Source organism: Bradyrhizobium sp. NAS80.1, assembly GCF_001908205.1.
Lineage (GTDB): Bacteria > Pseudomonadota > Alphaproteobacteria > Rhizobiales > Xanthobacteraceae > Bradyrhizobium.
The window spans coordinates 1-24,152 of record NZ_LGHL01000016.1 but is presented as its reverse complement, the minus strand read 5'-3'; the positions used below and the strand labels follow the sequence as shown (position 1 = coordinate 24,152).

Annotated in this window: 21 protein-coding genes; 15 read left to right on the top strand and 6 right to left on the bottom strand. The window is 56.7% G+C overall.

Translation table 11 applies throughout. The features are described from left to right. The first annotated feature begins 23 nt into the window (after window positions 1-23). From AC629_RS04495 to AC629_RS04485, 3 genes are all read left to right on the top strand, one after another. Window positions 24-863 (top strand): hypothetical protein, encoded by an 840-nt coding sequence (locus AC629_RS04495; protein WP_084803572.1) that lies wholly within the window; start codon window positions 24-26, stop codon window positions 861-863. Continuing rightward, window positions 841-1,314, top strand: a complete 474-nt coding sequence (locus tag AC629_RS04490; protein WP_084803571.1) for a hypothetical protein — start codon at window positions 841-843, stop codon at window positions 1,312-1,314. The genes AC629_RS04495 and AC629_RS04490 overlap by 23 nt, the downstream gene beginning before the upstream one ends. 131 nt (window positions 1,315-1,445) lie before the next feature. Further along, entirely contained in the window at window positions 1,446-2,330 is an 885-nt protein-coding gene (locus AC629_RS04485) for a polysaccharide deacetylase family protein (RefSeq protein ID WP_084803570.1), read from the top strand. A 94-nt stretch (window positions 2,331-2,424) separates the two neighbouring features. Here the strand turns inward: AC629_RS04485 and AC629_RS04480 are convergent, their stop codons facing one another. Further along, window positions 2,425-3,462 carry a glycosyltransferase family 2 protein gene (locus AC629_RS04480; RefSeq protein ID WP_245331715.1) on the bottom strand — a complete coding sequence of 346 codons (1,038 nt, stop codon included), beginning with the start codon at window positions 3,460-3,462 and terminating at the stop codon, window positions 2,425-2,427. Between the two features lie 485 nt (window positions 3,463-3,947). Between AC629_RS04480 and AC629_RS04475 the strand changes: the two genes are divergently transcribed. Continuing rightward, window positions 3,948-4,826 (top strand): hypothetical protein, encoded by an 879-nt coding sequence (locus AC629_RS04475; RefSeq protein ID WP_245331714.1) that lies wholly within the window; start codon window positions 3,948-3,950, stop codon window positions 4,824-4,826. Here the strand turns inward: AC629_RS04475 and AC629_RS04470 are convergent. Beyond that, complete coding sequence (locus AC629_RS04470; protein WP_084803579.1) at window positions 4,823-5,776, bottom strand: glycosyltransferase family 2 protein; 954 nt, start codon at window positions 5,774-5,776, stop codon at window positions 4,823-4,825. The two genes, AC629_RS04475 and AC629_RS04470, sit on opposite strands and share 4 nt — an antisense overlap. Before the next feature lie 183 nt (window positions 5,777-5,959). On the opposite strand from AC629_RS04470, the gene AC629_RS04465 reads away from it, so the two are divergent. From AC629_RS04465 to wecC, 3 genes are read left to right on the top strand one after another with little or no spacing between them, the layout of a single operon-like run. Further along, the gene (locus AC629_RS04465; RefSeq protein ID WP_084803568.1) at window positions 5,960-6,727 is read left to right on the top strand and encodes a WecB/TagA/CpsF family glycosyltransferase; all 768 of its coding nucleotides are present in this window, start codon (window positions 5,960-5,962) and stop codon (window positions 6,725-6,727) included. 13 nt (window positions 6,728-6,740) lie between these two features. Continuing rightward, entirely contained in the window at window positions 6,741-7,859 is a 1,119-nt protein-coding gene (wecB, locus tag AC629_RS04460) for a non-hydrolyzing UDP-N-acetylglucosamine 2-epimerase (RefSeq protein WP_084803567.1), read from the top strand. Beyond that, window positions 7,852-9,216 (top strand): UDP-N-acetyl-D-mannosamine dehydrogenase, encoded by a 1,365-nt coding sequence (wecC, locus tag AC629_RS04455; protein WP_084803566.1) that lies wholly within the window; start codon window positions 7,852-7,854, stop codon window positions 9,214-9,216. The genes wecB and wecC overlap by 8 nt, the downstream gene beginning before the upstream one ends. A 380-nt stretch (window positions 9,217-9,596) precedes the next feature. Here wecC and AC629_RS04450 read toward each other — a convergent pair whose 3' ends face one another. Continuing rightward, window positions 9,597-10,193 carry a hypothetical protein gene (locus AC629_RS04450; protein WP_143198903.1) on the bottom strand — a complete coding sequence of 199 codons (597 nt, stop codon included), beginning with the start codon at window positions 10,191-10,193 and terminating at the stop codon, window positions 9,597-9,599. Window positions 10,194-10,245: 52 nt separating this feature from the next. Continuing rightward, window positions 10,246-11,061 carry a hypothetical protein gene (locus tag AC629_RS04445; RefSeq protein ID WP_143198902.1) on the bottom strand — a complete coding sequence of 272 codons (816 nt, stop codon included), beginning with the start codon at window positions 11,059-11,061 and terminating at the stop codon, window positions 10,246-10,248. 626 nt (window positions 11,062-11,687) lie between these two features. Here AC629_RS04445 and AC629_RS04440 point away from each other — a divergent pair. Then, complete coding sequence (locus AC629_RS04440; protein WP_245331712.1) at window positions 11,688-12,347, top strand: class I SAM-dependent methyltransferase; 660 nt, start codon at window positions 11,688-11,690, stop codon at window positions 12,345-12,347. A 471-nt stretch (window positions 12,348-12,818) separates the two neighbouring features. Here the strand turns inward: AC629_RS04440 and AC629_RS04435 are convergent, their stop codons facing one another. Then, on the bottom strand, window positions 12,819-14,045 hold the full coding sequence (locus AC629_RS04435; protein WP_168195398.1) for an oligosaccharide flippase family protein: 1,227 nt from the start codon (window positions 14,043-14,045) through the stop codon (window positions 12,819-12,821). A gap of 375 nt (window positions 14,046-14,420) precedes the next feature. Here AC629_RS04435 and AC629_RS04430 point away from each other — a divergent pair, with 375 nt between their 5' ends. The 5 genes from AC629_RS04430 (at window position 14,421) to AC629_RS04410 (ending at window position 19,763) form a co-directional block, all read left to right on the top strand. Then, window positions 14,421-15,257 carry a class I SAM-dependent methyltransferase gene (locus tag AC629_RS04430; RefSeq protein WP_084803562.1) on the top strand — a complete coding sequence of 279 codons (837 nt, stop codon included), beginning with the start codon at window positions 14,421-14,423 and terminating at the stop codon, window positions 15,255-15,257. A gap of 99 nt (window positions 15,258-15,356) precedes the next feature. After that, on the top strand, window positions 15,357-16,145 hold the full coding sequence (locus AC629_RS04425) for a YdcF family protein (RefSeq protein ID WP_143198901.1): 789 nt from the start codon (window positions 15,357-15,359) through the stop codon (window positions 16,143-16,145). A gap of 369 nt (window positions 16,146-16,514) precedes the next feature. Beyond that, window positions 16,515-17,453, top strand: a complete 939-nt coding sequence (locus tag AC629_RS04420) for a hypothetical protein (protein ID WP_084803560.1) — start codon at window positions 16,515-16,517, stop codon at window positions 17,451-17,453. 142 nt (window positions 17,454-17,595) lie between these two features. Next, complete coding sequence (locus tag AC629_RS04415; RefSeq protein WP_084803577.1) at window positions 17,596-18,393, top strand: 2OG-Fe(II) oxygenase; 798 nt, start codon at window positions 17,596-17,598, stop codon at window positions 18,391-18,393. A 59-nt stretch (window positions 18,394-18,452) separates the two neighbouring features. Next, window positions 18,453-19,763, top strand: a complete 1,311-nt coding sequence (locus AC629_RS04410) for an O-antigen ligase family protein (RefSeq protein ID WP_143198900.1) — start codon at window positions 18,453-18,455, stop codon at window positions 19,761-19,763. Window positions 19,764-19,836: 73 nt separating this feature from the next. Here the strand turns inward: AC629_RS04410 and AC629_RS04405 are convergent, their stop codons facing one another. Then, entirely contained in the window at window positions 19,837-20,664 is an 828-nt protein-coding gene (locus tag AC629_RS04405) for a glycosyltransferase family A protein (protein ID WP_084803558.1), read from the bottom strand. Window positions 20,665-21,575: 911 nt separating this feature from the next. On the opposite strand from AC629_RS04405, the gene AC629_RS04400 reads away from it, so the two are divergent. Both AC629_RS04400 and AC629_RS04395 read left to right on the top strand, forming a co-directional pair. Beyond that, the gene (locus AC629_RS04400; RefSeq protein ID WP_084803557.1) at window positions 21,576-22,979 is read left to right on the top strand and encodes a hypothetical protein; all 1,404 of its coding nucleotides are present in this window, start codon (window positions 21,576-21,578) and stop codon (window positions 22,977-22,979) included. A gap of 28 nt (window positions 22,980-23,007) precedes the next feature. Continuing rightward, window positions 23,008-24,152: Ig-like domain repeat protein (locus tag AC629_RS04395; RefSeq protein WP_349531090.1), on the top strand; the 1,145-nt coding region annotated here is incomplete at its 3' end.

Genomic DNA, 24,152 nt, shown 5'->3' with positions numbered 1-24,152 from the left:
AAACCCAACGTGCATATGTATCCATGTATCAAAGCGCCCAGGCCGCCATAAAGGCGTTACGCTTCACACGCAGTGAGCTATTTGCGAGCTTGTACATTCTTGCCGCGGCCAATGGCTTAGCCGCAAAAATGATTCTGTCGGTCCGCCGGCTTGGGTGGATGGATGCGGCAGTGGGTACATTCGAGGTCAGCGTCATCGTCCTGGCTGCGCTGTTCGTTGGCATATCGTTGGTTCTGGCCGACAGGAAGGGCGACATACATTTGGCCGACCTCGTGGTCGCGATGGTTCTCTTGCCGGTTATCGCTCTTCCAATAGGGGCAATGAGTTGGCTGGCCGTGACCATGCTCTGCTTGTACGTCTTGTTTTTTACGCAAGCGACCGAATCTCAGAATCGAGGAGCCGTGATTCTTCTTGCCGCGACGGTTCCCATGCTCTGGAGCCGCCTTTTATTTGATCTGTTTGCCAATTTCATCCTGAGTGTGGATGCGTCGCTTGTTGGATGGATGCTGGGTACGCACCGAAACGGAAATATCGTGGAATTTGCTGATCGTTCCGGTACACTTGCTATCTTTCCATCCTGTTCCTCGCTCGCAAGTGTGTCGCTGGCATTACTGTGCTGGGTCACCATCAGCGAGTCCGTGCAGCATGAAAGGCGCGCTCAAGATATCCTTTGGTGCCTGCTTGCTTGCTCTTCCGTGGTCGCAGTGAACGTTATCCGCATCAGCCTCATGGGCTTGAGCTCCGCGCATTACGAGATGCTCCACACCCCGCTGGCCGAAATCGTTCCGAACGTCATAGTTCTCCTTTTAATCGTAGCGATCAGCGTATTAGGTGTCAGGCGTGACGCACTCTTCCGCGCATAAGTGGTTAGTCATTGTATTTCTTCCGCTGACGATCGCCTGGAAGGTGGTGGTCAAGCCGGAAAATCCGGTGGAAATACAGAACGCAATTCTGGAGTTTCTTGCCAAACAGAGGTTCGACGTTAACGTTACGGACGAAGGCATGGAGTATATGGGCGTAATCGAGGCGCGGTCGCCCTCGTGTCGATTGCGAGTAGCAAGAGTTTCGCCACTCGGGCATGAAACATTTCTTGTTCGCCATGGGAGCGCTACAAGTGACCGCGCATTTTACGTGTTCCGGGGAGCAGTTTACGCCGAGCAGCCGGTCCGCCTGACGATCGCGAGTTATTTCTGGTTTCGGTTTCTTCGTGAGCTCGGCCTGGTAACGCGCGTTCCCTCCGTGCTCGCCGTGGTCACCTCGTGTGCTGCGGAGCAGTTGCCTTGGAGCGAGCTGGGTTCGCAGGAGCCTACGTGAGGCCCAATGCCGCAAATTGCGTACCGTAGGCGGAACCAATTAAATAAGTAGAATAATATGAAGCGTTGCCAGAAGATCTGCCATATTAATATAGTCCGCGCTTGGCTGTCGGAAAACACAAGTGTAGCACAATGAGAGCGCCCGAATTTAAACGAGATGTAAAAATCCTCATCAGCTTGGCCTATTACACGATGCGAGCCGTTTTTCGCTACTCGCTTCGCCTGGCAGGCCGGCGGTCTGCCCAGCGGCTTACTATCCTTTACTATCACGGGGTGTCTCCTGAACATCGGCGTAGCTTTGCCCGCCAAGTGGAAGCTCTCAACCGCCGAGCGTGGATACTGCCGGCCTCGTACCGAGGACAACTGCCTTCCGGGAAGAAATGCGTTGCCATTACGTTCGATGATGCCTTCGTCAGTGTTGCCGAAAATGCTCTCCCCGAACTCGCCCGGTATTCATTTCACTCAACGATATTCGTCCCGGTTGGCTGGACTGGGCGAACTCCAGGTTGGGCAATGGAAGAGAGTGAGCCCGCACTTGCCGTTGCCGCAAATCCGGAACTGACCGAAGTCGTTATGTCGTCCGCGCAGTTGAACGCGCTGAATGCGTCGCTTGTTTCGCTTGGATCACATAGCCTAACTCATCCGCCAATCACGAGATTGGATACACAGTGGGCGCGCAAGGAAATCGAAGACTCGCGCCGTCGGTTGGCGGAGTTGAGCGGACGTGAAATTATCGACTTTTCCTTCCCCTACGGGGATCATGATGCGTCCGCGGTCGCGATGTGCCGCGCAGCCGGTTATGAAACCGCATATTCGGTTACGGCCCAGGAGGTCGATACGACATGTCCCGAGCTTTTGCGGGGGCGAACCAAGGTCGAGCCATCCGACGGTCCGATTGAATTCTTCTTGAAGTTCAACGGCGCATATCAATGGATGGGGGACAGCGTACCGTTGAGGAAAACGATGCGGTCGATTTTCGGCAACCAGGCGCCAGGCATCCGCGTCCAACCGCATTGAAGCCCACCATCCACGTCCAGGAGCGGCCGCCAGGGATGCGCCGATTTGTCGCTTCGAGACGCGACTGTTAGTACGAACGGTCCGTGCACGCCCATCAGGCGTGGAACTCGGGCCGGCCTGTTTCGCCCTTCATTCCGGCCAATAGTCCGTCTACGGCAGCTTTGAAATTCTTTGGAGAGAGAGCAAAGAGATAAGTGGCTGCGGATATGCATCCTTGAACGATCGCAAAGGGCCAGTACCGGTGCCAATGCATGCGAACGAAGTGGAGGTGATTTCGGCTTTCAAGATACACTGAAAGCCGGGATCTTTCGGCGCGAAGTCGGGCGGATCCGATCGTTGTGCCTCCTCGGTGCGGTACTATCGAGTTAGGCGCGTACCCCAGGCCATGCTGCTTTGCCCGGAAGGACCAGTCCGCGTCCTCGTAAAACAGAAAGAATCGCTCTTCCATCAGACCGATTTTCTCAAGACATGTTCGCGTGACATACATGGATCCCCCGGCAATGCAGTCTAGAGCCGCCTCGATCGCCTGGAGATCTATGGGGCCATTGATTGGTTCCCCAAGGCCGATAAGGGCAAGGCTGGTTCGTAGCTTGCGCCAGCGATGGCCGGCGCGGCAATGAACGTAGTTGCGGTTGGCGGCGGGCACGATGGTGCTGCCCACCATGCCTTTCTTGCCTGCAACTGCGCGCTCAACCAGCTCGTGCAACGCATCGGGTTCAGGTTCCGCGTCCGGATTGAGAATCCAAAATCCCTGCCAGGCCGAAATCGGCAGCAGTCGTTCGATCCAGACATTGATGCCGCCCGCATAGCCAAGATTTTGCGTGGCGCGGCCAATCCATACCCGCGAGGGCCTGTCTTTGAGCGCGAGGCTCTTGACCTCCGCTAGCCGCCCCGAAGAGGAGGCAAGCGAATCCGGCAACTCGTCAGAAACGACGGTGCACGATCCTTTCGAATCCGTTAGTGCGTCGCACAGCTCGTTAAACGATTCACTGCCGCCATTTTCGCACACGAAAATATCGAAATGAGGTTCCGGCATCGAACGGGAGAGGGAGCTCAGGCATGCTTGCACATCCTGCGGATTGCGAAAACTCACGATCAGAATCGCCACTCGAAAACGGTCTGGATCTATCACTTCGGACTCCAATCTCGAAACCGAACGCACCTAAATTTACTTATCTAAGTAACGCGCAGCCGGCAGGACGGCGCTTAGGGCGTCCGATCGCCAGGACGCTTGGCCGCATGTTCATCCCATCGCGCATTTGCCTTTTCAACCGACTTGGTTAAATTAATCGCGTCATAATATAGTAGGTAGGATTACAATAGTTAATTTTGAGCGGGCGTCCGATGAGAAATCCAAATATGTCGACACCAGGAAATTCGCCTCTCGTTGATTATGCTTTGAAGGGACTGGAGCGATGCTGGCTTCCGGAGTTCGGACGATGGTCCCATATCTATCACTTGGATAATCGGGACCGGCCGAATGAATCCGTGCCCCGGAGTGACGTATTTTATACGCTTAACGTGCTCCTGGGTATGGCCCGGGTGCAGCGCGTTCCGCGAAACATTAACCTAGCAGAGACGTTTCAGCAAAACGTCCGTCACCTCCCGACACTGCCTGTGTCCAAATATGCCTTTGGTGTCGCGCTATGGGCAGGCGCGGAACTTCGATTGGCGCTTCCCGATGATGTTCTCCGTCATATCGATGGGATGCTTTCCGACAAGAATCAGTGGAGCTCCTTCCGCGCCCAAGATATTGGAATGATCGTCGTCGGGGTGGCGGCTCAGGCCAAAATCGAACGAAAAAGGTGGTCTCCGATCGCGGCTGGACTGTTCGCATTTCTACTGGATCGGTATTGCTCCCCATCTGGCCTATTTTTCGATGCGGCCCGCGGTTCGCGGCGGCGTTATGCATCTTTTGCGACCCAAACCTATCTGCTGCTCGCCTGCTACGCTTACGGCGAGTTGATGAATGACGATCGGGCCATTCAAATCGCCAATACATGCACTCGGAAGCTGATTGAACTGCAGGGGCCCAACGGGGAGTGGCCGTGGTTTTTTGATGCGGCCAATGGGCGGGTCCTCGATTTCTACGAGGTCTACTCGGTCCACCAGTATGGTATGGCTCCGGCCTTCCTCGAGCTCGCGGAGCAGCACGGAATCCTGGAAGCGCGGAACGCTATCATCAAGGGATTCAATTGGGTGTTCGGCGAAAATCAGCTGTCTACGCCCATGCTCGTGCCCGAATTGCAATTGACCATTCGGTCACAGGTACGAAGAGGCGAGCTGCACACGAAGAAATGGAGAGTGTTTCGTGCTCTTCGAAATTCCATGCTGGGCCGCGAGGCGGCTTTGATCAATCCTTCCGAATTAGAACTTCGTCGCGAGTGTCGAAGCTACGAGTTGGGGTGGATCCTGTGGTCTTTCGGCCAGCGTTCGGACTTGCCGGAGCTGACGCACAACGAGATGTTCGTCGAGCCGTTGCGGAAGGCAGGCTAGTTTCGCGGCGCGCCGTTGGACCCACTCGAGTTGATGGCCATCAAATCCCGGTTCCACCGGACTTCTTTGCGCGCCATCAACAGAAACACCATCTTGTACGCGCGATAGCCTCTGATTGCCATAAGCACGGCTATTGCCTTGGTCCGCGGCAGCAGGCCGCGGATGCGATCGCTGGTAACAACCTTGCCCCAATCGACGGCCGGCGAAAGCAGGATCGCCAAGGCGCGAAACACCCATTGAACTTGCCACGTGGCGGTCTTGTTTCCGGCATTCACGGCATGCTGTATGTGACGATCCCATTTCACCAATAACTCCCGCAGCGATTGCCGTGCGGGATGAAACACGATCACCCCCGGCACATAACGGAAGGTGTAGCCGGCCGCGCGTGCGCGGCGCCCCCATTCGATGTCCTCGGCGACGTCGATCCCCCTAAACGGGCCGATATCCGCGAAATCCGGTCTGCGCACCACCAGATTGCCGGTGCCGCAGAAGCCGTGTTGCTCGATGTAGAGTTTGAAGCGGTAGGCAAATACGCACTCGTAGGCTTCGAGGGCGGTAATTGTCGTGTGGGGTTCGTGCCAAATCCGGACGTCTCCGCCCAGGATTGTCCGCTGCGGTGCGGTGCGGAGGGTGCGGAGCGCGCAACTGAGCCAGTCCGGGTGCGCGCGACAATCGGAGTCCGTGAACGCCAGGATGTCGGTGCTCGCCGCTTGAACGCCGCGATTGCGCGCGGGACCAGGTCCAGCTTCCGCTTCCTGCAACAAGATCGTCCCAGGGTATCGCTCGACCACCGCCAAGGGTAGCGACGTCGAGCCGTTGTCGACGACGATGACCTCGAAGGCGGAGCGACCGAGGGTCTGCGAAGCGAGGCTGCGGAGGCACGCTTCTAGCCCATCCGGCTGATTGAGATGGGGAATGATTACTGAGATCAGTGGCTTTTCGGATTTCATCTCTTCGGTCCGTCCAAACGGCACCACACCAATCGACACATTAATTTTAATCAGCGTATTTAACCAGCGAGGTTGACAATTAAATGGTATAATTCAATAAATGGGGCAGTCAATTTAATTTAATGGCTTTCGGTGGCTCGACCAAGGGCGAGCGGTATTTAATTGCATCTTTTGAGGTCTGACATGCGTACAGATTTGCTGGGATGTTCCGTAGACGTTTTGACGATGGTTGAGACCGTCGAGCGTGCCAGGGTGGCGATGCGCGACCGGCGGCGGTTGCAGCATGTGGCCCTCAACGTCGCCAAGTTCGTGAATATGCGTTCTGACCGGGTCCTCCGTTCCGATGTGATCGGAAGCGACATTATCGGGATCGACGGCATGGGCATCGTGCTTGCCCTTCGCTTGTTCGGGGTTCCGGTGAAGGAGCGTGTCGCCGGCATCGACCTGTTCTGGGAGCTTCTGAGCATCTGCGCCAGGGACGGCTTTCGCCCGTTCCTTCTTGGTGCGACGCCAGATGTTCTGAACCGGGCCGCCAACGCGATTGCCGAGCATTTCCCGTCGATACAGATTGCCGGATTGAGGGACGGCTATTTTCGCCCGGAAGAAGAGCCCGACGTCGTCGCGGAGATCATCGACAGCAAGGCGGATTGCCTGTTCATTGCGATGCCCACACCTCGCAAGGAGCGCTTCCTCTCTGCTTATCGTGACCGCCTGGGCGTGCCGTTCATCATGGGCATCGGCGGGTCCCTCGACGTGATCGGCGGTGACGTGCGGCGAGCTCCGCAAATCATGCAGTCCATGGGGCTCGAATGGTTATATCGAGTCTACCAAGAGCCGCGCCGCATGTGGTGGCGCTATGCCAAGACAAATACCCTTTTCGCCGGAATGCTGATCCGCGGCATGTTGAATCAATATGCCGTTGGTCCTCGCAGGTTGTCTCGGTCCGGCTGAAGGGGGACCTCGCGTGACGAAACGGATTTTCGTTTTATTCGGAACGCGGCCGGAAGCAATCAAGCTTTTTCCGGTTGTAAAGGAACTGCAGGCTCAGGATGCGCTGGACGTCGTCGTATGCGTCACTGCGCAGCATCGTGAGATGCTCGATCAGGTTCTCAAGCTGGTGAAGATCACCCCCGATATCGATCTTGACCTGATGGAAAAGAACCAATCGCTGGACAGGCTGAGCGCCCGAATATTGCTCTCCGTGGGGGAAGCGCTGGACCGAATACGTCCGGACAGGGTAGTCGTTCAGGGCGACACGGCCACCGCGATGGTCGGATCTCTTGCTGCGTATTACCGTCGTATCCCGGTGTCGCATGTGGAAGCTGGTCTTCGCAGCGGCGATATCTACGCTCCCTGGCCCGAAGAGGTGAACCGCAAGATCGTCGGGTCGATTGCGGATCAACACTTTGCTCCCACCAAGCTTGCGGCGGAAGTTTTGCGAAAGGAGAATGTGCCCGGTGAAAGGGTACATGTGACCGGCAACACGATCGTCGACGCGCTGCTGGCCACCAGGGACTTGATCGAGTCCGATCCCGCGCTTGCTTGCCGCTGGGATGATCTCAAAAGGCGTCAAGGAAACCGCCGCATGATTCTGGTGACCACGCACCGGCGTGAGAACTTCGGCGGCGGTATGGATCGGATAGCGGACGGGCTCCTGCAAATCCTCCAGCGCGAAGACATCATGATGGTCTTGCCGATGCATCTCAACCCGAACGTGCGGGGGGTTTTGCAGTCCCGTTTGGCCGGGCATCCGCGCGCCGAAATCATCGCTCCTCAGGAATACGCCGACTTCGTTGGCCTGCTTTCCCTCGCGCATATCGTTCTGACCGACTCCGGCGGAATTCAGGAGGAAGCGCCTTCCCTCGGAAAGCCTGTCCTGGTCATGCGTGACACGACGGAGCGGCCCGAGGGCATACTTGCCGGCACGGCGCGTCTGGTCGGAACGGACCGCGATCGGATCATGTCGGAGACATTTTCGCTGCTCGACAAGCCGCAGCACTATCTGGAGATGTCGCGTGCACACAATCCGTTCGGAGACGGTCATGCGAGCACGCGAATTGCGAAGGTGATGCTAAATGCCTGAATTTCAGAACGTTGTTGTGGTCGGGCTTGGGTATATCGGGTTACCCACCGCTGCCGTCATTGCTAGTCGCGGCATGCAGGTTGTTGGGGTCGATGTGAACCAGCACGTCGTTAAGACAGTTGCTTCCGGTGCCATTCACATTGCGGAGCCTGACCTTGAGGGCCTCGTCCAGAAGGTGGTCTCTTCCGGGGCGCTGAAGGTCGCAACCGAGCCAGAGGCGGCGGACGTGTTCATTATCGCCGTGCCGACACCCATCGACGAGGAAAAGCGTGCCGATCTCAGAAGCGTCATGAAAGCGGTCGACAGTATTGTCGGGGTGTTGCGCGCCGGCAACCTTGTGATTTTGGAGTCGACCGTCCCCATCGGGACGACGGAAGAGATCGCAAAGAAGATCGCGCATGTTCGCCCCGATCTTAGGATGGGAATGGCGGATGGATCCGAGCATGGCATCTCCGTCGCCTACTGTCCCGAGCGGGTCTTGCCCGGGCGAATTCTGTCTGAGCTGGTCCACAACGACCGTTGTATCGGAGGGGTGACGTCCCACTGCGCACGGCGGGCGCAGCGGTTTTACAAGAGCTTCGTTCGAGGCGCGTGCATCGCGACGACGGCGCGGGCGGCCGAAATGGTCAAGCTGACAGAAAACGCGTTCCGCGACACCAACATCGCATTTGCGAATGAGCTCTCCCTGATCTGCGACCGCTATGGGGTTAATGTGTGGGAGGTTATCGACCTCGCCAATCGACATCCTCGCGTCAACGTCTTGCGTCCGGGTCCGGGGGTCGGTGGTCACTGCATCGCGATCGATCCCTGGTTCATCGTCGACTCGGCTCCCGATCTCGCCCGTCTGGTGAAGACAAGTCGCGACGTAAACGATTCCAAAATTGCTTGGACAGTTGAGCGGGCGACGTCACTCATCGAGGAACATCCCTATGCCAATGTCGCTTGTTGCGGTTTGGCATTCAAGGCGAACGTTGATGATCTTCGGGAGAGCCCCGCGTTGGAAGTGGCGCATCAGCTTGTTTCTCGTTACGGCGCTCGCATCAAGATTGTCGAACCGTACATCCGCAAGCTACCCGGAAAAATTGCAGAGCTTGGAGCCGAACTAACCGATCTGGATGAGGCAATTCGGACCTGCGAAATCGCGATTGTGCTCGTCGACCATGACCACTTCAAAATGGTTCCCTTGGCAGAGCGGCGTCATCTCGCCGTGATTGATACTCGTGGGATTTGGCAGGATATGCTGGTGCCGGGGGCGGATCTTCGTGAACTCGTAAGCCTCAACGGACGCAAAGAAATCTCCTCCGCGGCGTCGCCTCGGCCACTACAGTCGCGGTTCGAGAAGGAAAATTCAGCGTGAGAGTTACCTGAATTCGTAATCCTCAAGCCGATTTAAGCAGGGGCGACAGACCCACGGCGTGCTCTTGTCTCCGGCCAGAAGCGCAGCGCCCTCGGCGCAATAAAGCGCGGAGGCCGCTCCGCCGCCAGGGTGCTGAAGAAAGTCACTGGCGCTGCCAGCCACAGCCACGTGATCTGATCTATGCCGCGAGCTCGACGAGGGCGTTTACCAACACCGAAGCTTTTCCGCGGCACCCAAGCCTCGCGCCGTCGCGATGAGCGGACGACACGCCTCTTGTGCCGCCGTTTCGAAGTAAATGGATAAGCACCGCGGAATACTCGCCTCGGCAATTCCGGACAAATTCGCAGCGGTACTGGCAATGATCACGCGCGCAGCGCCGGTTAAAGGAGCCGCCGATCGACATAGTCATAGAATTGCGTCAAAAAACCGCTGACACGATTAGCAAGATTGGATCCGTTGAGAGAAGGGAAGCGGCCGCTGCCCGCTATGCAGTCCTGGAATCCCTCTGACATCGAGCCGCTCGGTCCATAGTCACGCTTGTAGGTCCCGAGTGCCGGCGCACAGGGATCGGGCAATGTGAGCGTCTTGTGATCATGGTAGCGCTTGCCGAAGCCTACAATGGCCTCCAGATTGCTGTTGGTGGTCGGCCACGCGCTCCGGAAGGTCGGCAATGCTCTCAGCAGAGCAGATAGGTACGATACCTGATTACCTAGGTTGGCTTCGTAACCACCGCCGGGAGTTGGTCCTCCGTCAATATACCCATGGGGATCCCGCATATCCCTGGTGCTGGCGTCGCCGGTCGATACTCCACCCCAGTACGCGTCGATGGTGTCGCGACTCGCGCCGTACAACGCGACACCGTTGCGCCCCAAATAGAAGCTCAAACCTTCGACGAAGTCGTTCATATTCGCGGCTTTAAGATCTGCCAACATGCCGGGTTCGCTAAGCATTGCCGCAGCGAAGGCATAAGTGGTCAAAGCACCTGCACCATTACCGCCGCCGCCTCGGTTCCAACTGGCGCCAGCGTTCCTATAGGCCCCCCCAGATGTCGATCCCTTGCTGAACGTATGCAACTAGGACCGGCAGCTTGGCCGCTGGTGGATCATCGAGCATGAGATATCCGAGAACCTCGAGATCCCAAAGCCACATGTCGCCTCCCCAGGCCCTATGATGGGCGACATTATCTGCCGGGACCATGTAATATCCCCAAACAGTGTCGGGACTGTAGTTGTTGCGAAATCCCTTGCTTCGTGCAAGTGCGATGGCAGAATTGATCCTGCTCGGACAACATGTCGACGGATATGAGGGCAGAGCAGCCAGGCGGAGCAAGTCTGTCGAAAACAGGGGCTTGATTGCGCCGTGCGCAGGGGGGCGAAACGTTGTCTGCGGACTTGCGGGCATAGCTCCCAGCACCGTCAGCACCGCAGCGAACTGCTCGCAAGTTGTGGCGGCGCAGTTTGCCATGCTCACCACCTTGATGATCGATGTACCGGCCACCGCGGAATAGGGCAATGTTGGCGGTTCTCGAAAGTGACCAAGGCGCTGATCCCAAGATTGATAGTAGTGGTCTCTGATGTCAGGATTTGCGTCCCAACCATTCGTCTGGCCTGAGTAGTCAGGCAGGATAGCGTTGATGACGACGGCTCCGTCGGCCTGATCGGGGACGAGGAACCAGTCACCGTTGGCGAACTGTCCGCAAAGATAAGCCTTATCGAGAATGTAGGTGATGTTATTCCTCGGACCGGAAGGAGCGGCGTAGGTAATCGATGAGCAGGTTCTGGTGTTTGACGAGGTTGCCGCTGCTGCCCCTTGGAAATACGAGAGGATAAGGCTGGGTACCGCCATAAAGCAAAGCAAAGCTGATAAGGCACCGCGACGGGCGGCGCACCGCTTGAAGCCGTCGTCGGCGAGCTCGGCGCCAGGCCGAGAGCTCGCGGGTGATGGCCGGAGGCAGTCCACCAGTCCCGAGAGCGAGGGCAAGTGGCTCAGAACGCAGCTCACAATGCCCATTTTCCACGACGCATTGGCTCGGCCATCTCCGATAGAGGGCGGTGACTGCGCTTCGTCGCGAGCGTGCGAAACCACCCTTGCTGCGCCGTCTCGAACAGACTCTGCCACTATCAAATCGATGCTCCCAGAAAAATGCACGTCAAGTTCAGGGATTTGAATGAATATACCAAAAGCAGCGCAGCCAATCCAGCAAGGCACCTCGCGAATGAAAGTTAGACTTCTCTGCCCGACAGCATGATTGTGCGCCGGTTGGAGAGCGAATGGATGGCCCTCGCATCTAGCGCGATCCAATGCCTAATGCTGCAATGCCGTGCGAGGCCGCGCGAGACTGTAAGCTGCCTTGGCGCCGCCAAGCCAATCCATGGGCGACCTTGCGTTTCCCTAGTGAATGACTCGATATAGTGATAAGGTTTAGCAAGAGCTTCACCGGTGCGAAGCTTGATCACGATGTGGAGGAAACGGTGATCTATTCGAGCAAGGATGTTAGTCCCGACGGCTTGGATAACCGATATCGCGAGCGTCGATTTGCGCTGTTCACCAAGATCGTTTTCCAAGTGCTCAGTGGGAAGCAATCGTGTCGCATCTTGGATCTGGGCGGTTCGTCGAAATACTGGTCTCGTTACGGAAAGGAATTGGACTGGACCAGAGTGAGCGTTTGCTCTGTCAACCGCACCGCCGAGCCGGTGACAATGCCGGGATTTGAATCGCTAGCGGGCGATGCCCGGCGCCTGGATCAGTTCGCGGACCAAAGTTTCGATATTGTGCACTCCAATTCGGTCATTGAGCATGTCGGCAAGTGGGAGGACATGGTCGCGATGGCGAATGAAGTCAGGAGATTAGCGCCCCACTATTTCATTCAGACGCCTTACTTTTGGTTTCCGATTGAGCCACACGCGAGATTCGCATTCTTTCACTGGTTGCCTGAACCCTGGCGCTATCGCATCATTTTGAGAAGGCGCTGCGGTTTTTGGGAACGACAGCCGGACGTCGGCAAGGCCGTTATACAGGTCCAAAGTGCATCTATGCTCGACAAGGGGCAAATGCATTCCCTGTTTCCCGATGCGGAGATTTCTTTTGAACGATTCATGGGCCTTCCGAAATCAATCATCGCCCTGCGGTAACGCAGGGCGCGCCTAGCGGAAATAAGCGGCCTCATGCCATAGCGGGCTACAAAGCCACCGACAAAAACGCTCCACAAAAAAGGAGCAACTTGAGGAGCCGAGTCCGGGCTTGCTCACAGACGACCAAGATCTGCTTGCCGGCGGGCACAGCCAGTCCGAAAGCCCGACTCGACCCGCCGCAGGCGCGAGCTGGTATTTTGACCGAGATCACCGTCTCCGCCGCCGCGCGGTATGGTCGCCAGAACTGCGCTTTATTGGGCAGCGAGCGCTTCGGCCGAAAAAGTCAGCTGCCTGATCCTCCACGATCTGTAGGCGCGCCAAAGCAGCAGGGACAGAGGTACGAGGCACACCGCAGATAGAAGGATTCGTGTGCTCCATGTCGGATTGGGCGTAGACGATATTATGACGATGAAGAGACCGACGGAGCATAGGCTGAACGTGAGACAGTGAACGACCGTGCGCCATGATGCCTTAAGGCTGGTAAATACTGCCCAGTGAAAGACAGCCATCGAAATGACATCGCCGAACAGCTTTCCGGCCAAGATGGCTTCGGGCATAGGATATGCCCTGACTGCCAAGGCGGCCGCTAGCGCGCCAAGCCCCACTGTCGCATTCGCGATCGCAAGTATCGCCGTATGGCCCTGGGAGAGCAAAAGTACGGTGTGAGCACCGCGGTAGGTTGCGAGGAATACCGTGACCGTAATGAAAACGCGCCATGACTGCGGGACTGTGTAGTGCGGACCGTAGATGAGGGGGGGCGAGGAGGTCTAGCGTAAGGCCGACTGAAGCGGCATAAGTGAAGGCAAGAAGTGAGAAGAGCCACATGAGCCAGGCAAATGAGGCGAGCTGTTGGTCTGGCCTAGCTTGGCTGCGCACCATCATGGACATTCCGAGCGTGCCGAAAATTTCGAACAAGGGCGAGATAGGCGTCTGCGCGAGGCCGATCACCACCGCATAGACCGCAAGGGTCTCGACCCCGAGCGCCCCGGCAACGAGAATTCGGTCAACTTGGCTTATCAAGGCGAGAGCGATTCCATTTGCAGTCAGCGGCAGGCCATACTTGAGGACTTCGCGCAAGACACTTGCGGTGGCATGGCACTCATATCTGATTGGTGTAAGCAAATGGCTCAGGATCACGAATAGGAGAGTCTCACAGACCAAGGATATGAGGATGGTCCGATGATCGGGAATCCAAAAGACCAGGAGCATGGCCACGCCGAGTCCAGCGAGGGTGCTGATGCCGACAGAGAGGGCGTACGGTCTATATTGGTACTCCCGCTGTATCTGATACACACCGAGGTGGTAGAACGACCGCACCAACGGAATCACGGCAGCCACGAGAAAGCTCTTCCAAAGCTGCGATATACCGAAGAGTGAGCTGATCGGAACGCAAAGTGCGGCCAGAACAGTTGAGATCATCATTCCTCGCGCGAGTTGCAGCAGGTGAGCGGCTGCGAGAAACTCTCGTGCTTCTGACCCTGATCTGACCAGCACGAGATGGTTCAGGCCGACCTCCGATATCAATTCCGAAGTCGAGATGACGACCGTAATGGCAATCGCTACGCCGAGTTCCCCCGGGGCAAGGAAATGGGAAAGCAAAACGGTTCTCAGGAACCGGGAGGAAAATCCTACCAGGGGCGCAACCGCCGCGAGCGACAACCGCGCGGTCAATGAGGCGAGTTTGAGCCGAAAAATCATACCGCGCAGCCCCTCGCCGAGACGACTGAAGCTACGGTAAGGGCAGGTGCGCCGGAGCGCACCTCGCATACCGCGGACCCGCGACCGCCAATAGTCGACACGCCGAATGCGAGCCAGAATACGTCCAGGCTGCTCGAGCCGCGGAGGTGGCGGGATCGATCGATTATCGCGGTGGACGGGAGGGAATTTCGCGTCGTATGCGCAACAGACATGATGGATGCTGCCGAATATATAGCGCCGTCGCTTTTTGCTGGGGCTTATGGATATTTAATATAAGACTGCAGTTTCGTTTTAGTTGATATTTAATTCAATCGCTATGCTTGATTAATGCATTTAAAGTCGTAGAATTGGATCGAAAGAGCGTAAGGGGAACCCGTGGCGCTACAGGATGTCGTTTTCTATAATTGCTATCGGGCACTTGCAAAGCTCGGGCTCGGCCATCTCGCGCCTTCACCGGAGGACATTTCGCCGCACGTCAAGCGCTTCGATCCGTCAATGGCGCGGTCTGCTAACGGCGGCGACATGGCACAAATCTTCTACAGTCACGAAGGCCGGCTCGCTCACAAATGGGACCACTATCACGGCGTTTACGATCGTCATTTGGCGAGATTTCGTGGAACCGGATTAAGATTTCTCGAAATCGGCGTCAGCCATGGAGGATCGCTGCAGATCTGGCGCAAATACTTCGGGCCGAATGCCACCATCTTCGGCGTCGACGTGGATCCGCGCTGCTCCGTAGTGGATGATCCGCCATCCCTTAACGTGCGAATTGGCTCACAGACCGATCTACCTTTCCTGCGATCCGTCATCGCCGAAATGGGCGGTATCGACGTTGTTCTCGACGATGGCAGCCACTACGTCCCGCACCAGCGCGCAACGTTCGAGGCGCTATTTCCTCTGCTGTCAGCCGAGGGCGTCTATATCGTGGAGGACATGCAAACCAACTACTGGCGCGGACGTTATCAAGGTGGATGGCGGCGGCGATCCACCTTCTTGGAGCAAATGAAGGACCTCGTCGACGACATGAATGGGTGGTGGCACACACGCCATCAACGTCTGCCGGACGCACACCGGATTGTCGACGCGGTGCACTTCTACAATAGCATGGTGGTACTCGAAAAAAAGCCGCAGGAAAGACCGTGCTCGATTCAAATCGGTACTCCATCCTTTCCTGATCCGTTCGTTGCTCATACCAATTGTCAAAAGGGTTGACGGGCAGCCACCCGGTCGTCGCCTCGACGCGCGAGCGGAGTTGTCAATGGCTTTGGTCTTGAGGTGCTCCGCACCTGCCTAGCTAACAAGGAGCTTGCGATGCCGTTGCCATTGGCGAAAGTAGTAAGCTTCTTCTCCGTGCCCTCCAATGTGATCGCATCGCTGGCGGTGATCGGCCTCGTCATGCTGCTGCTTCGCCGCCGGTACGGCGTGGTCATCTCGGCTGGCGCGCTGGTCGCGGTGGCGGCCGGTGCGCTATCGCCGCTGGGAAACATGCTGTTGATCCCGCTCGAGCAGCGATTCCCGGACGCGGATTTCCCGGCCCAGCGGTTCGATGGCCTTATCGTCCTCGGCGGATCATACGACACCGTTAGCCATGGCTATTTAAGCACGATCTATCTCGAAGAAGATACCGAGCCGATGGCTGTGGTCCCCGACTTGGCGCGGCGATACCCTGAGGCTCGGATCATTTTTTCGGGGGGGACAGATCCATCAACCCCCGGGCCGAGCGAGGCGGCGATTGTGAAACAGTATTTTATCTCGTTCGGCATCGCCTCAGAGCGGATCTTGATCGAGGAACGTTCACAAACGACGGAACAGAACGCGCGCTTCACTGCTGACCTGATCCATCCGACGCCAGGAGCTCGGTTTCTGCTGGTAACTTCCGCATACCATATGCCCCGCGCCATGGGGGCTTTCCGGAAGGCTGGGTTCAACGTTGTCGGCTTTCCGGTTGGTTCACGCACACACGGCTGGTCTGAATTTTGGTGGCCGGCGAATTCGGGCGCCGACAACATGAGACGCCTGGATGTTGCCGTCCACGAGTGGCTGGGACTTCTTGATTATCGCCTGTCGGGCTATTCCAACGAATTGTTCGCCGGTCCTTAGACCAGAAACGCAGTCAAGCGTGAACAAGGCCTTGCGACGTCCGTGCCGGCAGCGAGCCCCAGCCATCGAAGGGTGGGACGAGTAGGAGGCATGAGATGTCGACTACCCTGAAGGATTTCGGGATCAAATATGTTGCCCATATTCTCGCCCCAGCTGTTGTGCTCCTGGTCATGTTCAACCCGTGTGACGCGAGGGGCCAATCCGGTCTCGCCTATGACCAGGATGGCGTCGGCCACTTGGACAAAATGGACGATAGCAAGATTGCGGATTGGAGACGCAGGTGGGAGAAGAACATTCTCACCCGCGCGCGGAATCGCTATTGCGATAGCGAAATGGGGGGAAGACCTCGCCTGGAACTGCGCGCAATTCTTGAAGGGATTCTATTACGGATACGAAGCCACCCGAGACCCAAAGTGGGTGCGGATGCTCGTCGAGTGGACGGATGCCTGGATAGCCCGCGCAGTTATGGAGCCTGATGGATATCCGGGGTGGCCGAAAGTCGGAGCGGCGGGTACCCCGGTCGACCGCCTTGACGACCTCTACGCAGATAGCCTTCTCGGTGAGGCCATGGCCTTGCTGCCGGTCATGCGGATGTCGCGTGAGATCCTCCTCGATTCCGAACTGAAAGCGACGTTTGGCGGCAGGGCCGAGGCTTACATTGAGCTTTCGAGAAAGCTATTCGACAAGTGGGATCGACGTGGGGCGTGGCGGCAGGCAGACAACGTCGGGATCATCAGCGTCGTTCTTCCTTTTGGAATCGATCAAAGCACCGGCGGCTGGACCAGCGGATATTTGAGCAGGAACGCACCTGGTCATGGCCATTCGCATCCGGATAACAAGGCCAACTGGGTTGGATCCTGGCTCCTGTCCATGTATGGCGCCACCGGGGAAAACGCGTACAAGGAAAAGGCGGAAGGATGGTTCCGTTTGATGAAATCTCGGATCCACCTTGAGGAAGACGGCACCTATCGGATCTGGAACTACTGGGAGCCGGCCGGACCATGGGACTATGTGAGCCCAGGGGTTCTAAAGCACTGGATCGGTGTACACCCGAATGGCGGCTATTATGACAGCGATGTTCGGGCCATTGTCACAGCTTATGAGGCGCTCCTTGTTTTCGATAGGGTCGATATCGATCGTCTGGTGGCGACTGCTGTCAAGACCAAACGATATTGGAGCGCGCTCGTTCCGTACAGCCGGGTAGTTCAGCGCGAGTTTGAGGAACATGAAGACCCGGATAGCTGGCCCGGGCTGTGGGAGACACCTTGGTATTTGGCGGTACAGGCGGGCCGGCTCCCGGCCCGATGAAGATCAATAAGTAATTATAAAATACCGAAAAATAGATCGAGCATAAAATAGATCAAGCATAATTAAATCGAAAATAAATGACCAATGGCTTGACCAGTAGATGGTCAGAGATAATATTTTGGATCGATTGGGAGTAATTGCCATGCTAAGTCCGTTGGACCGTGACGCGCTCCGGGCGGCGTTCAGAAACGCCAAACCATTCCCTTTCTTCTTCATCGATAATTTCCTGGACGAGAACTTCGCAATAAGGATTGCAGACGCCTACCCGCCATTTGAGGTTGCGCTTGACCAGGGGAAGGTGTTTTCGACAATCAACGAACGAAAAAAGGTGCAGATCACTGATCCGTCGAAATTCGCTCCAGAAGTAAAGGATCTACACCATCTTCTGGCATCGCCGGAATTTTTGGCCGACCTGTCCTACATCACTGGAATTCCGAATCTGTTAGCTGATGACCAGCTTTCAGGAGGCGGAATCCACATTACCGGGCCCGGCGGAAAGCTCGATGTGCACGTCGATTTCAATTTCATCGAGGATCGGAAGCTTCACAGACGCCTCAATCTCCTTCTATACCTGAACCCGGACTGGAAAGATGGTTGGGGTGGTCAGTTCCAGCTATGGGACAGACAGGTCAAGCATTGCGCAGCGACATTTTCTCCCATTTTAAACCGCTGCGTGGTTTTCGAAACGAGTGAGATCAGCTACCACGGCGTACTCCCGGTCAGCCCCGCCGCCTTGAGCCCGCGCAAGTCGTTTGCCGCGTACTACTACACAAAAGAAGCGCCGGACCACTGGGCGGGCCGATCCCACAGCACGATCTTTGTTGCCCGACCCGAGGAACGCTTTAACAGATATCTCGGTATGCCGGCGGCGAAAGCTAGAGAAACACTTCGCGATGGCATCAAAAAAGTTGTTCGCGGTATCAAATCGATCGGCACGTAGTGTAGCGTGCCGTCGGTGCAAGCGATGGCCAGGCGTTGAGCAATCGCGGGCAAATGTCTATGAACCACGGCAGGGCAATTCACCCAAGATTTGCAGCCGGAGCCCGCCGTCAGGGTTTCGCACCATCGCTGGCAAGCGAAGACGCGCCAGCGAAATCGGGAGCTTTTCCCGTATGGTTGCTACTCACGGGAATCTTGTTGATCCCGGCTAGCCTGAACATTCATCTGGCGGGTGACGGCCTTAAATTCACGCCGGGACGCGCCGCCATCACCTTGTTGCTTCTGCCTGGTCTGGCGATTTTCTTGCGGGCGCGACGTCGAGTTATCGGCTCTGACGTCTTCCTTTTTCTCACAGCAGTGTGGATGATCGGATCGAGAATTCCCGAAGATGGATTGAATCCATCGGCCGTCGCTGCCGTGATCGAGTTGTTTGGCGGCTATATACTGGGTCGGGTGTACGTCTACGGTCCATTTGCCCTGAAGCGCTTCTTACGGATATTCAAAATAGTTGCGTTCCTGGTCATTGCGATGGCGGTTCTAGATCCGCTGTTTTCAGCAAATGTGGTGATATCGATCGCGGATACGATCGTGGCAAACCCATTCTATACTGTTCCTCAATATCGGCTCGGCATTGCGAGAGCTGTTTCGACGCTCGAGATGGCGGAACTGTACGGCACGTTCTGTGTGGCGGCGACGTCGATATTCCTGTTTCTGGAAACGAAGCCATCTGCCAGATACCTTTGGGCCGCGTTTAGCTCTTTTGGATGTACCTTGGCGCTTTCTTCCGGGCCGCTTCTAGCGCTGATAATGGTCATCTGTTTCTACGTCTACGATCGTTTGCTCGGCGGCTTCGCTTGGCGATGGAAACTGATATCCGCGATATTCGTGTTGTTTTTGTTGACCGTGTTCAGTTTGGCGGCCAAGCCGCTTTCATGGCTTGTGTCCCATTTTACCCTGGATCCTTCGACGGGGTATTTTCGGATATATGTCTTCGACTATGTTGCTGAACAGATTTCGGCAAGACCCCTGACTGGCTACGGATTTGGCCCGATCGGAGATGATGATTTTCTTTCCGTAACGACGGTGGACAACGTTTGGCTGGTTTGCGCCGCCCGGTACGGCATTCCAATGATCATATTGTTCTTATTAGCTAACTTGGCTTCTTTCATCAGCTTTGCGAACGGCGGTCAACGCGACATTGATGCCTTTATGGTGAGAGCAGGCACAGGATTCACCCAGGTTATCATGGTGTTTGTGCTGGTTGGACTCTCGGTCCACTTTTGGAATGCGACCTGGCAGTTTTGGGCGGTATGCATCGGCATTCGAGGGTCAATCAAGGAATGGCGCGCGCGACCGCGCTATGGACCGTAGTGCTGCTTGTGGCGGCACTGATCCAATGCTTGCGTTCAATCCTGTTTGTCTTTCGCCACGCTGAGCAGCAAGATCAGCGATTGGCCATCCCTTCGACCAAGAACTGATCCAGGCCGAGCTCGCGCGATTTCGCCGAAGGATCCGAAATGCGATGATTGGTGTAGGTCGATTGCCGGAATATTGCTTTGTACCGGATCCGTAGACGGCGCATTGAAATGGCAAACGGCCTCGATGTCAGGGGACCACAAGTCGTCGGGACGGGCAGCCGATCGCGCCATTTCCTGATCATATAGCGATAGGATCTTCTGTAATCATCCCCAATGCGGAGCTGGGCCTTGGCATTGTGGATGAGGGGCATGTCTAGCCCGTAGGACCGCTTGCCCGAGCGTTCCGCCGTAAGAATGATATCAGTCGCATAAAGATGGAACTCGGGAAGGCGCGGATCGAATGTTACTCCGGCTTCTCGGCGAAGGACGAACGCCATTTCATCGGTGCTTGCTATCGGGACCGGGGCGACAAGGGCTTTTCCGAAGATGCCGCGGGTGAAAGGCTCCAACGAACAATCCCAAATCCGCCCCACAAGCTCGCCAGAGGGCGTCACGCCGGAGAAACCTGCTACGGCCCAGTTACGGTCCGCTTGGGTTAGTCGCTCGACCTCCCATGCAAGGCGCTCAAACCAATATTCCGGAAAGTAGACGTCACAATGAGTGAATACCAGAAAATCGGCTGTGGCGTTCTTAACTGCGGTCGCAAATGCACTGGAGGCGCTCTCTTGATCCCAAAAAACTGTCAAAGGGACGCTCTTGCTCGCAATGGCCGGCGAACGGGCAAGATTGCGCTCCAAAATTGGTGCGTCGATGGTAGTCCGGGCGCACACATAGACCTGGAATTTATCAGACACGCTTAGACTCTCCGATTGTGCAGGCACATGGCGCTCACGGCCTCGCGGCACTGGCTTCGGCTGCCCCTTGGCCCCGCGGAGCGGACGTCGACAGCAGGATTATTTATATATCATGGAATAATCTGAAGTTAAATATGACGGCACCGGCAGGAACGCTCCGAATGTCTCGTCTGCGGCGTTCCCATGTCCGGCCGAGTCTAGCAGTTAAGTCCGAGCCTTGGTCTGGATCGGCACTGCAGTCGCTGAAGCGAGAGCGGCTTCCACACCTTCGAAGACGTCGCCACTGCAGCCCCTCCGCGCCTCCTGGCCCGGCGTGCCCCTCGCGCGCGAAGGATCGGCGAAAGCTTTGCCGTTGAGGCCGGGTAGGGCAAGAGCGCGACATGAACGATTTCACGCGATGCCATAAGTTGATTTGATTCCGATATCCTTGGAAATGAAGTGGTGACCTCGATCGTCTTAGCAGTCGCGATCTGGCGCGGCAGGCGTGCGCGATGAATCCAATGTGGTGCGCTCGCCTGTCCGAGCGACGGCTAAGGGCGCCGCTCACTCCTTCCAAGCAGTAGTCCTGCCCCACGTTAAGGTAGTCTGAAGTTCGGGCGATTATTTAATTGTTTATTATTTCGCATGATCAACTTGATTGCGCATGGGCGCCAGTCGTTAAAAACAGACAGTTTTGGATTAGCCGGTTTTTGGCAGGTTCAAAGAATAATTGCTGCCGTTGTTTAATTTCGGATGGCGTGGATACTGCCAAAGAATCGTCTTAAAAAAAGACCTGAGCGGAGACGAATCGAGTCCCGTTCTGGATGGATTCAATGGTCTAAGTAAAGCTCGCCGAGTTCGAGCGCGCAGGCGCATAGTTTGAGCGCGCAGGTGAGTGCTTCGATCACAACACGCAACAAACGGGGCCAGATGTGACTCGTAAAACAAATTTTCCGACATCGCGGCCGCACGTTGATGTCGCTGGATATAGCCTGATCGACGTCATCTCCGCGATCGAGTTGGCGGCGAATGAAGCGATAGACTCAATACAAGCCGCTAGCGCTGCCGCCCGCAGGGCGAACCAGCAGCCACAACTCGCGGTAAATGATGCCATCGATGCTGCGGTGAATGATGCCGTCGATGCTCAAGGGTTCACAGGCCTGCCGTTCTCGACGAGCAATGATGTTGCTGGCGCAGGAGTGGCGACGTTCGCCCATGACGCGCATCAGGTGGGCGTTTTGCCAATGACCGTGACGGGCCATGTCGGGCAGTTCAGCTCTGCGACCGCCGACAGTGTTTCGTTGGACGCCGACAAAGACAGCAGCCCAGCGTCATGGAGTCCTGCGGAGACACCGACCCACGTGTCCCAGACACTATCGGGATCGGCGGACGCGAGCGGCAACGGCACGCTGGAGATCCCGAGCGGTGGAACGCTTGAGCTCACTTCTCCATATTCGGGGACAATAGCGTTTGAAGGGGCGACCGGCACTCTCAAGATCGCCAATTCGGCGAGCTTCACTGGCAAGATCGACGGGCAGCTTGCTGTTGGGGATGTGATCGACTTCGCGGACGTCACTGCAGGCGCGGGCGCGAAGATCAGCTATTCCGGCGATAACTCGCCCGGTACGCTGACGGTGAGCGATGGAACGCATACGGCGAGTGTTGCTCTGCTTGGCAATTATTCGCTGGCCAATTTTACCGCAGCGAGCGATGGCCATGGCGGGACATCGGTGGTCGACCCGCCGGTGTTGAATGATGGCTCCGCCGGTGCACCGGGTGGTGCGCCGCAGCTTCCCAATCTATTGAGCGGATATACCGTACGTCCGTCGTGGAAAGTGGCCGGCGTTGATTACGCCGTCGGCATCACGAGCGGGACTGTCCTCAAAGATCCGGCCACCATCAACATGGCCGGGGTGACCGTTGATAAGAGCCTTCATCAGGTCATTGTGACCGCATCCAACGTCACCCTCGACGGGTATGACTTCTCTCTCGCGGGCGGCTGGGAACTCGTCACCCAGGCTGCGAACACTACGGTCTCGAATTCTAATTTCAAGATTGGCGCCAACCACAACCCCTTGATCACTGCGGGCAATGGCTCGTCAAATCTGACGGTTCTTAATTGCGTCCTGGACGGCAACAACACGTACGACACCCTTGATAACGATCTCATCGGCGCTTTCACACCCGGGCTTACCGTCAAGTATTCGGTGCTCGAAAACGGGTACGCGCATCTCATATCTGCTGCCGGGGGGACAGCTTACGCTGGAGTACAATCTCCTCTACAATACCGGGAACCTAGCTGCGCATCCCGACTGGCTACAGACGCAGCAGGGTGATGCGAATGTCCCGTACACCGAAACGATCATGTACAACACGGCCGTGCAGACGTCGTTGGCGTCCCGGCCAGCTGGCTCCAGCGGCACGCAGGGGTTCATGCTCAACGATAACGGATCGGTAGTCGCTAACGCCGAATTCGCTTACAACACCATGCTCGATCTTCCAGGGGCTCAATCGAGCCCTTTAACGACCGTCGATGTAGCGCGTGTGACCGGAGCGGTGTCAGTGCATGACAACTTCGCCGTCACCAGCGGCGGCAACGGTTACGGCAGCGATTCGTTCTTTGCCGACCCGACCTATTCCCCGAACGCTTTGTACTACCATAATATCAATATGAGTACGGGCGGCTTATATTACCAGAATGCGACCGTGGAGCCAACTGCAGCGATTGCGCCCACAGTGAATCCGCTGGTTGCGCCGGTGATAACTACTCCGAGTAACGTGCCGTCCACGCCGGTCATTACGAGCCTTACAGCCAATGGCAATATCGTCACGCTTAAAGGCACCGCCACTTCCAACGATAATTTTCCTTCCAGCACGGTGCAAATATTCGATGGCTCGACCCAAATTGGTCTGGCAGACACCGATGGCAACGGCAACTGGAGCTTCACCACGGGCTCACTAGCCGCCGGGACGCACAGCTTTACGGCAAAATCGAACGGTTTCTACGGCTATGTCAGCCCGGTGTCGGCAGCGGTAAGCGAGACGATTGGCTCAACAGCAGGGGCGGTCCTGACCTCGATCACGGAAACGCCTTCGACCGGCGACCTCAATGTAGGCAAGACGGTTACGTTCACGCTGAACATGAGTTCGGCCGTAACCGTGACGGGCACGCCGACATTGACGTTGAATGATGGCGGGACAGCCAGTTACGCGAGCGGTTCGGGCAGCAAAGCGTTGACCTTCACCTATACCGTTGGCTCGAGCGACACCAACGTGTCGTCATTGGCCGCCAACTCGATCAATCTGCCGGGCGTCGCCACCATCAAGGACTCGTCCGGCAATAATGCCAGCCTTACACTGACCGGCCTTACTCAAACTGGCCCGCAGATCGACACCATCGTGCCGAATGCGCCCGTTGAAACGAACGCCTCGATCGTCAGCGGGACCACCAAGGTCCAACTGACCGGCACGGCCGAGGCGAACAGCACGGTTCAGGTGTTTGACGGAAC

Excerpts from the sequence above, each read along its gene's own strand:
- AC629_RS04425 (WP_143198901.1), top strand. The coding sequence starts at position 15,357 with ATGCCGTTGCCATTGGCGAAAGTAGTAAGCTTCTTCTCCGTGCCCTCC.
- AC629_RS04465 (WP_084803568.1), top strand. The coding sequence starts at position 5,960 with ATGCGTACAGATTTGCTGGGATGTTCCGTAGACGTTTTGACGATGGTT.
- AC629_RS04435 (WP_168195398.1), bottom strand. The coding sequence starts at position 14,045 with ATGATTTTTCGGCTCAAACTCGCCTCATTGACCGCGCGGTTGTCGCTC.
- AC629_RS04470 (WP_084803579.1), bottom strand. The coding sequence starts at position 5,776 with ATGAAATCCGAAAAGCCACTGATCTCAGTAATCATTCCCCATCTCAAT.
- AC629_RS04410 (WP_143198900.1), top strand. The coding sequence starts at position 18,453 with ATGAACCACGGCAGGGCAATTCACCCAAGATTTGCAGCCGGAGCCCGC.
- AC629_RS04415 (WP_084803577.1), top strand. The coding sequence starts at position 17,596 with ATGCTAAGTCCGTTGGACCGTGACGCGCTCCGGGCGGCGTTCAGAAAC.
- AC629_RS04495 (WP_084803572.1), top strand. The coding sequence starts at position 24 with ATGTATCAAAGCGCCCAGGCCGCCATAAAGGCGTTACGCTTCACACGC.
- AC629_RS04485 (WP_084803570.1), top strand. The coding sequence starts at position 1,446 with ATGAGAGCGCCCGAATTTAAACGAGATGTAAAAATCCTCATCAGCTTG.
- wecC (WP_084803566.1), top strand. The coding sequence starts at position 7,852 with ATGCCTGAATTTCAGAACGTTGTTGTGGTCGGGCTTGGGTATATCGGG.
- AC629_RS04445 (WP_143198902.1), bottom strand. The coding sequence starts at position 11,061 with ATGGCGGTACCCAGCCTTATCCTCTCGTATTTCCAAGGGGCAGCAGCG.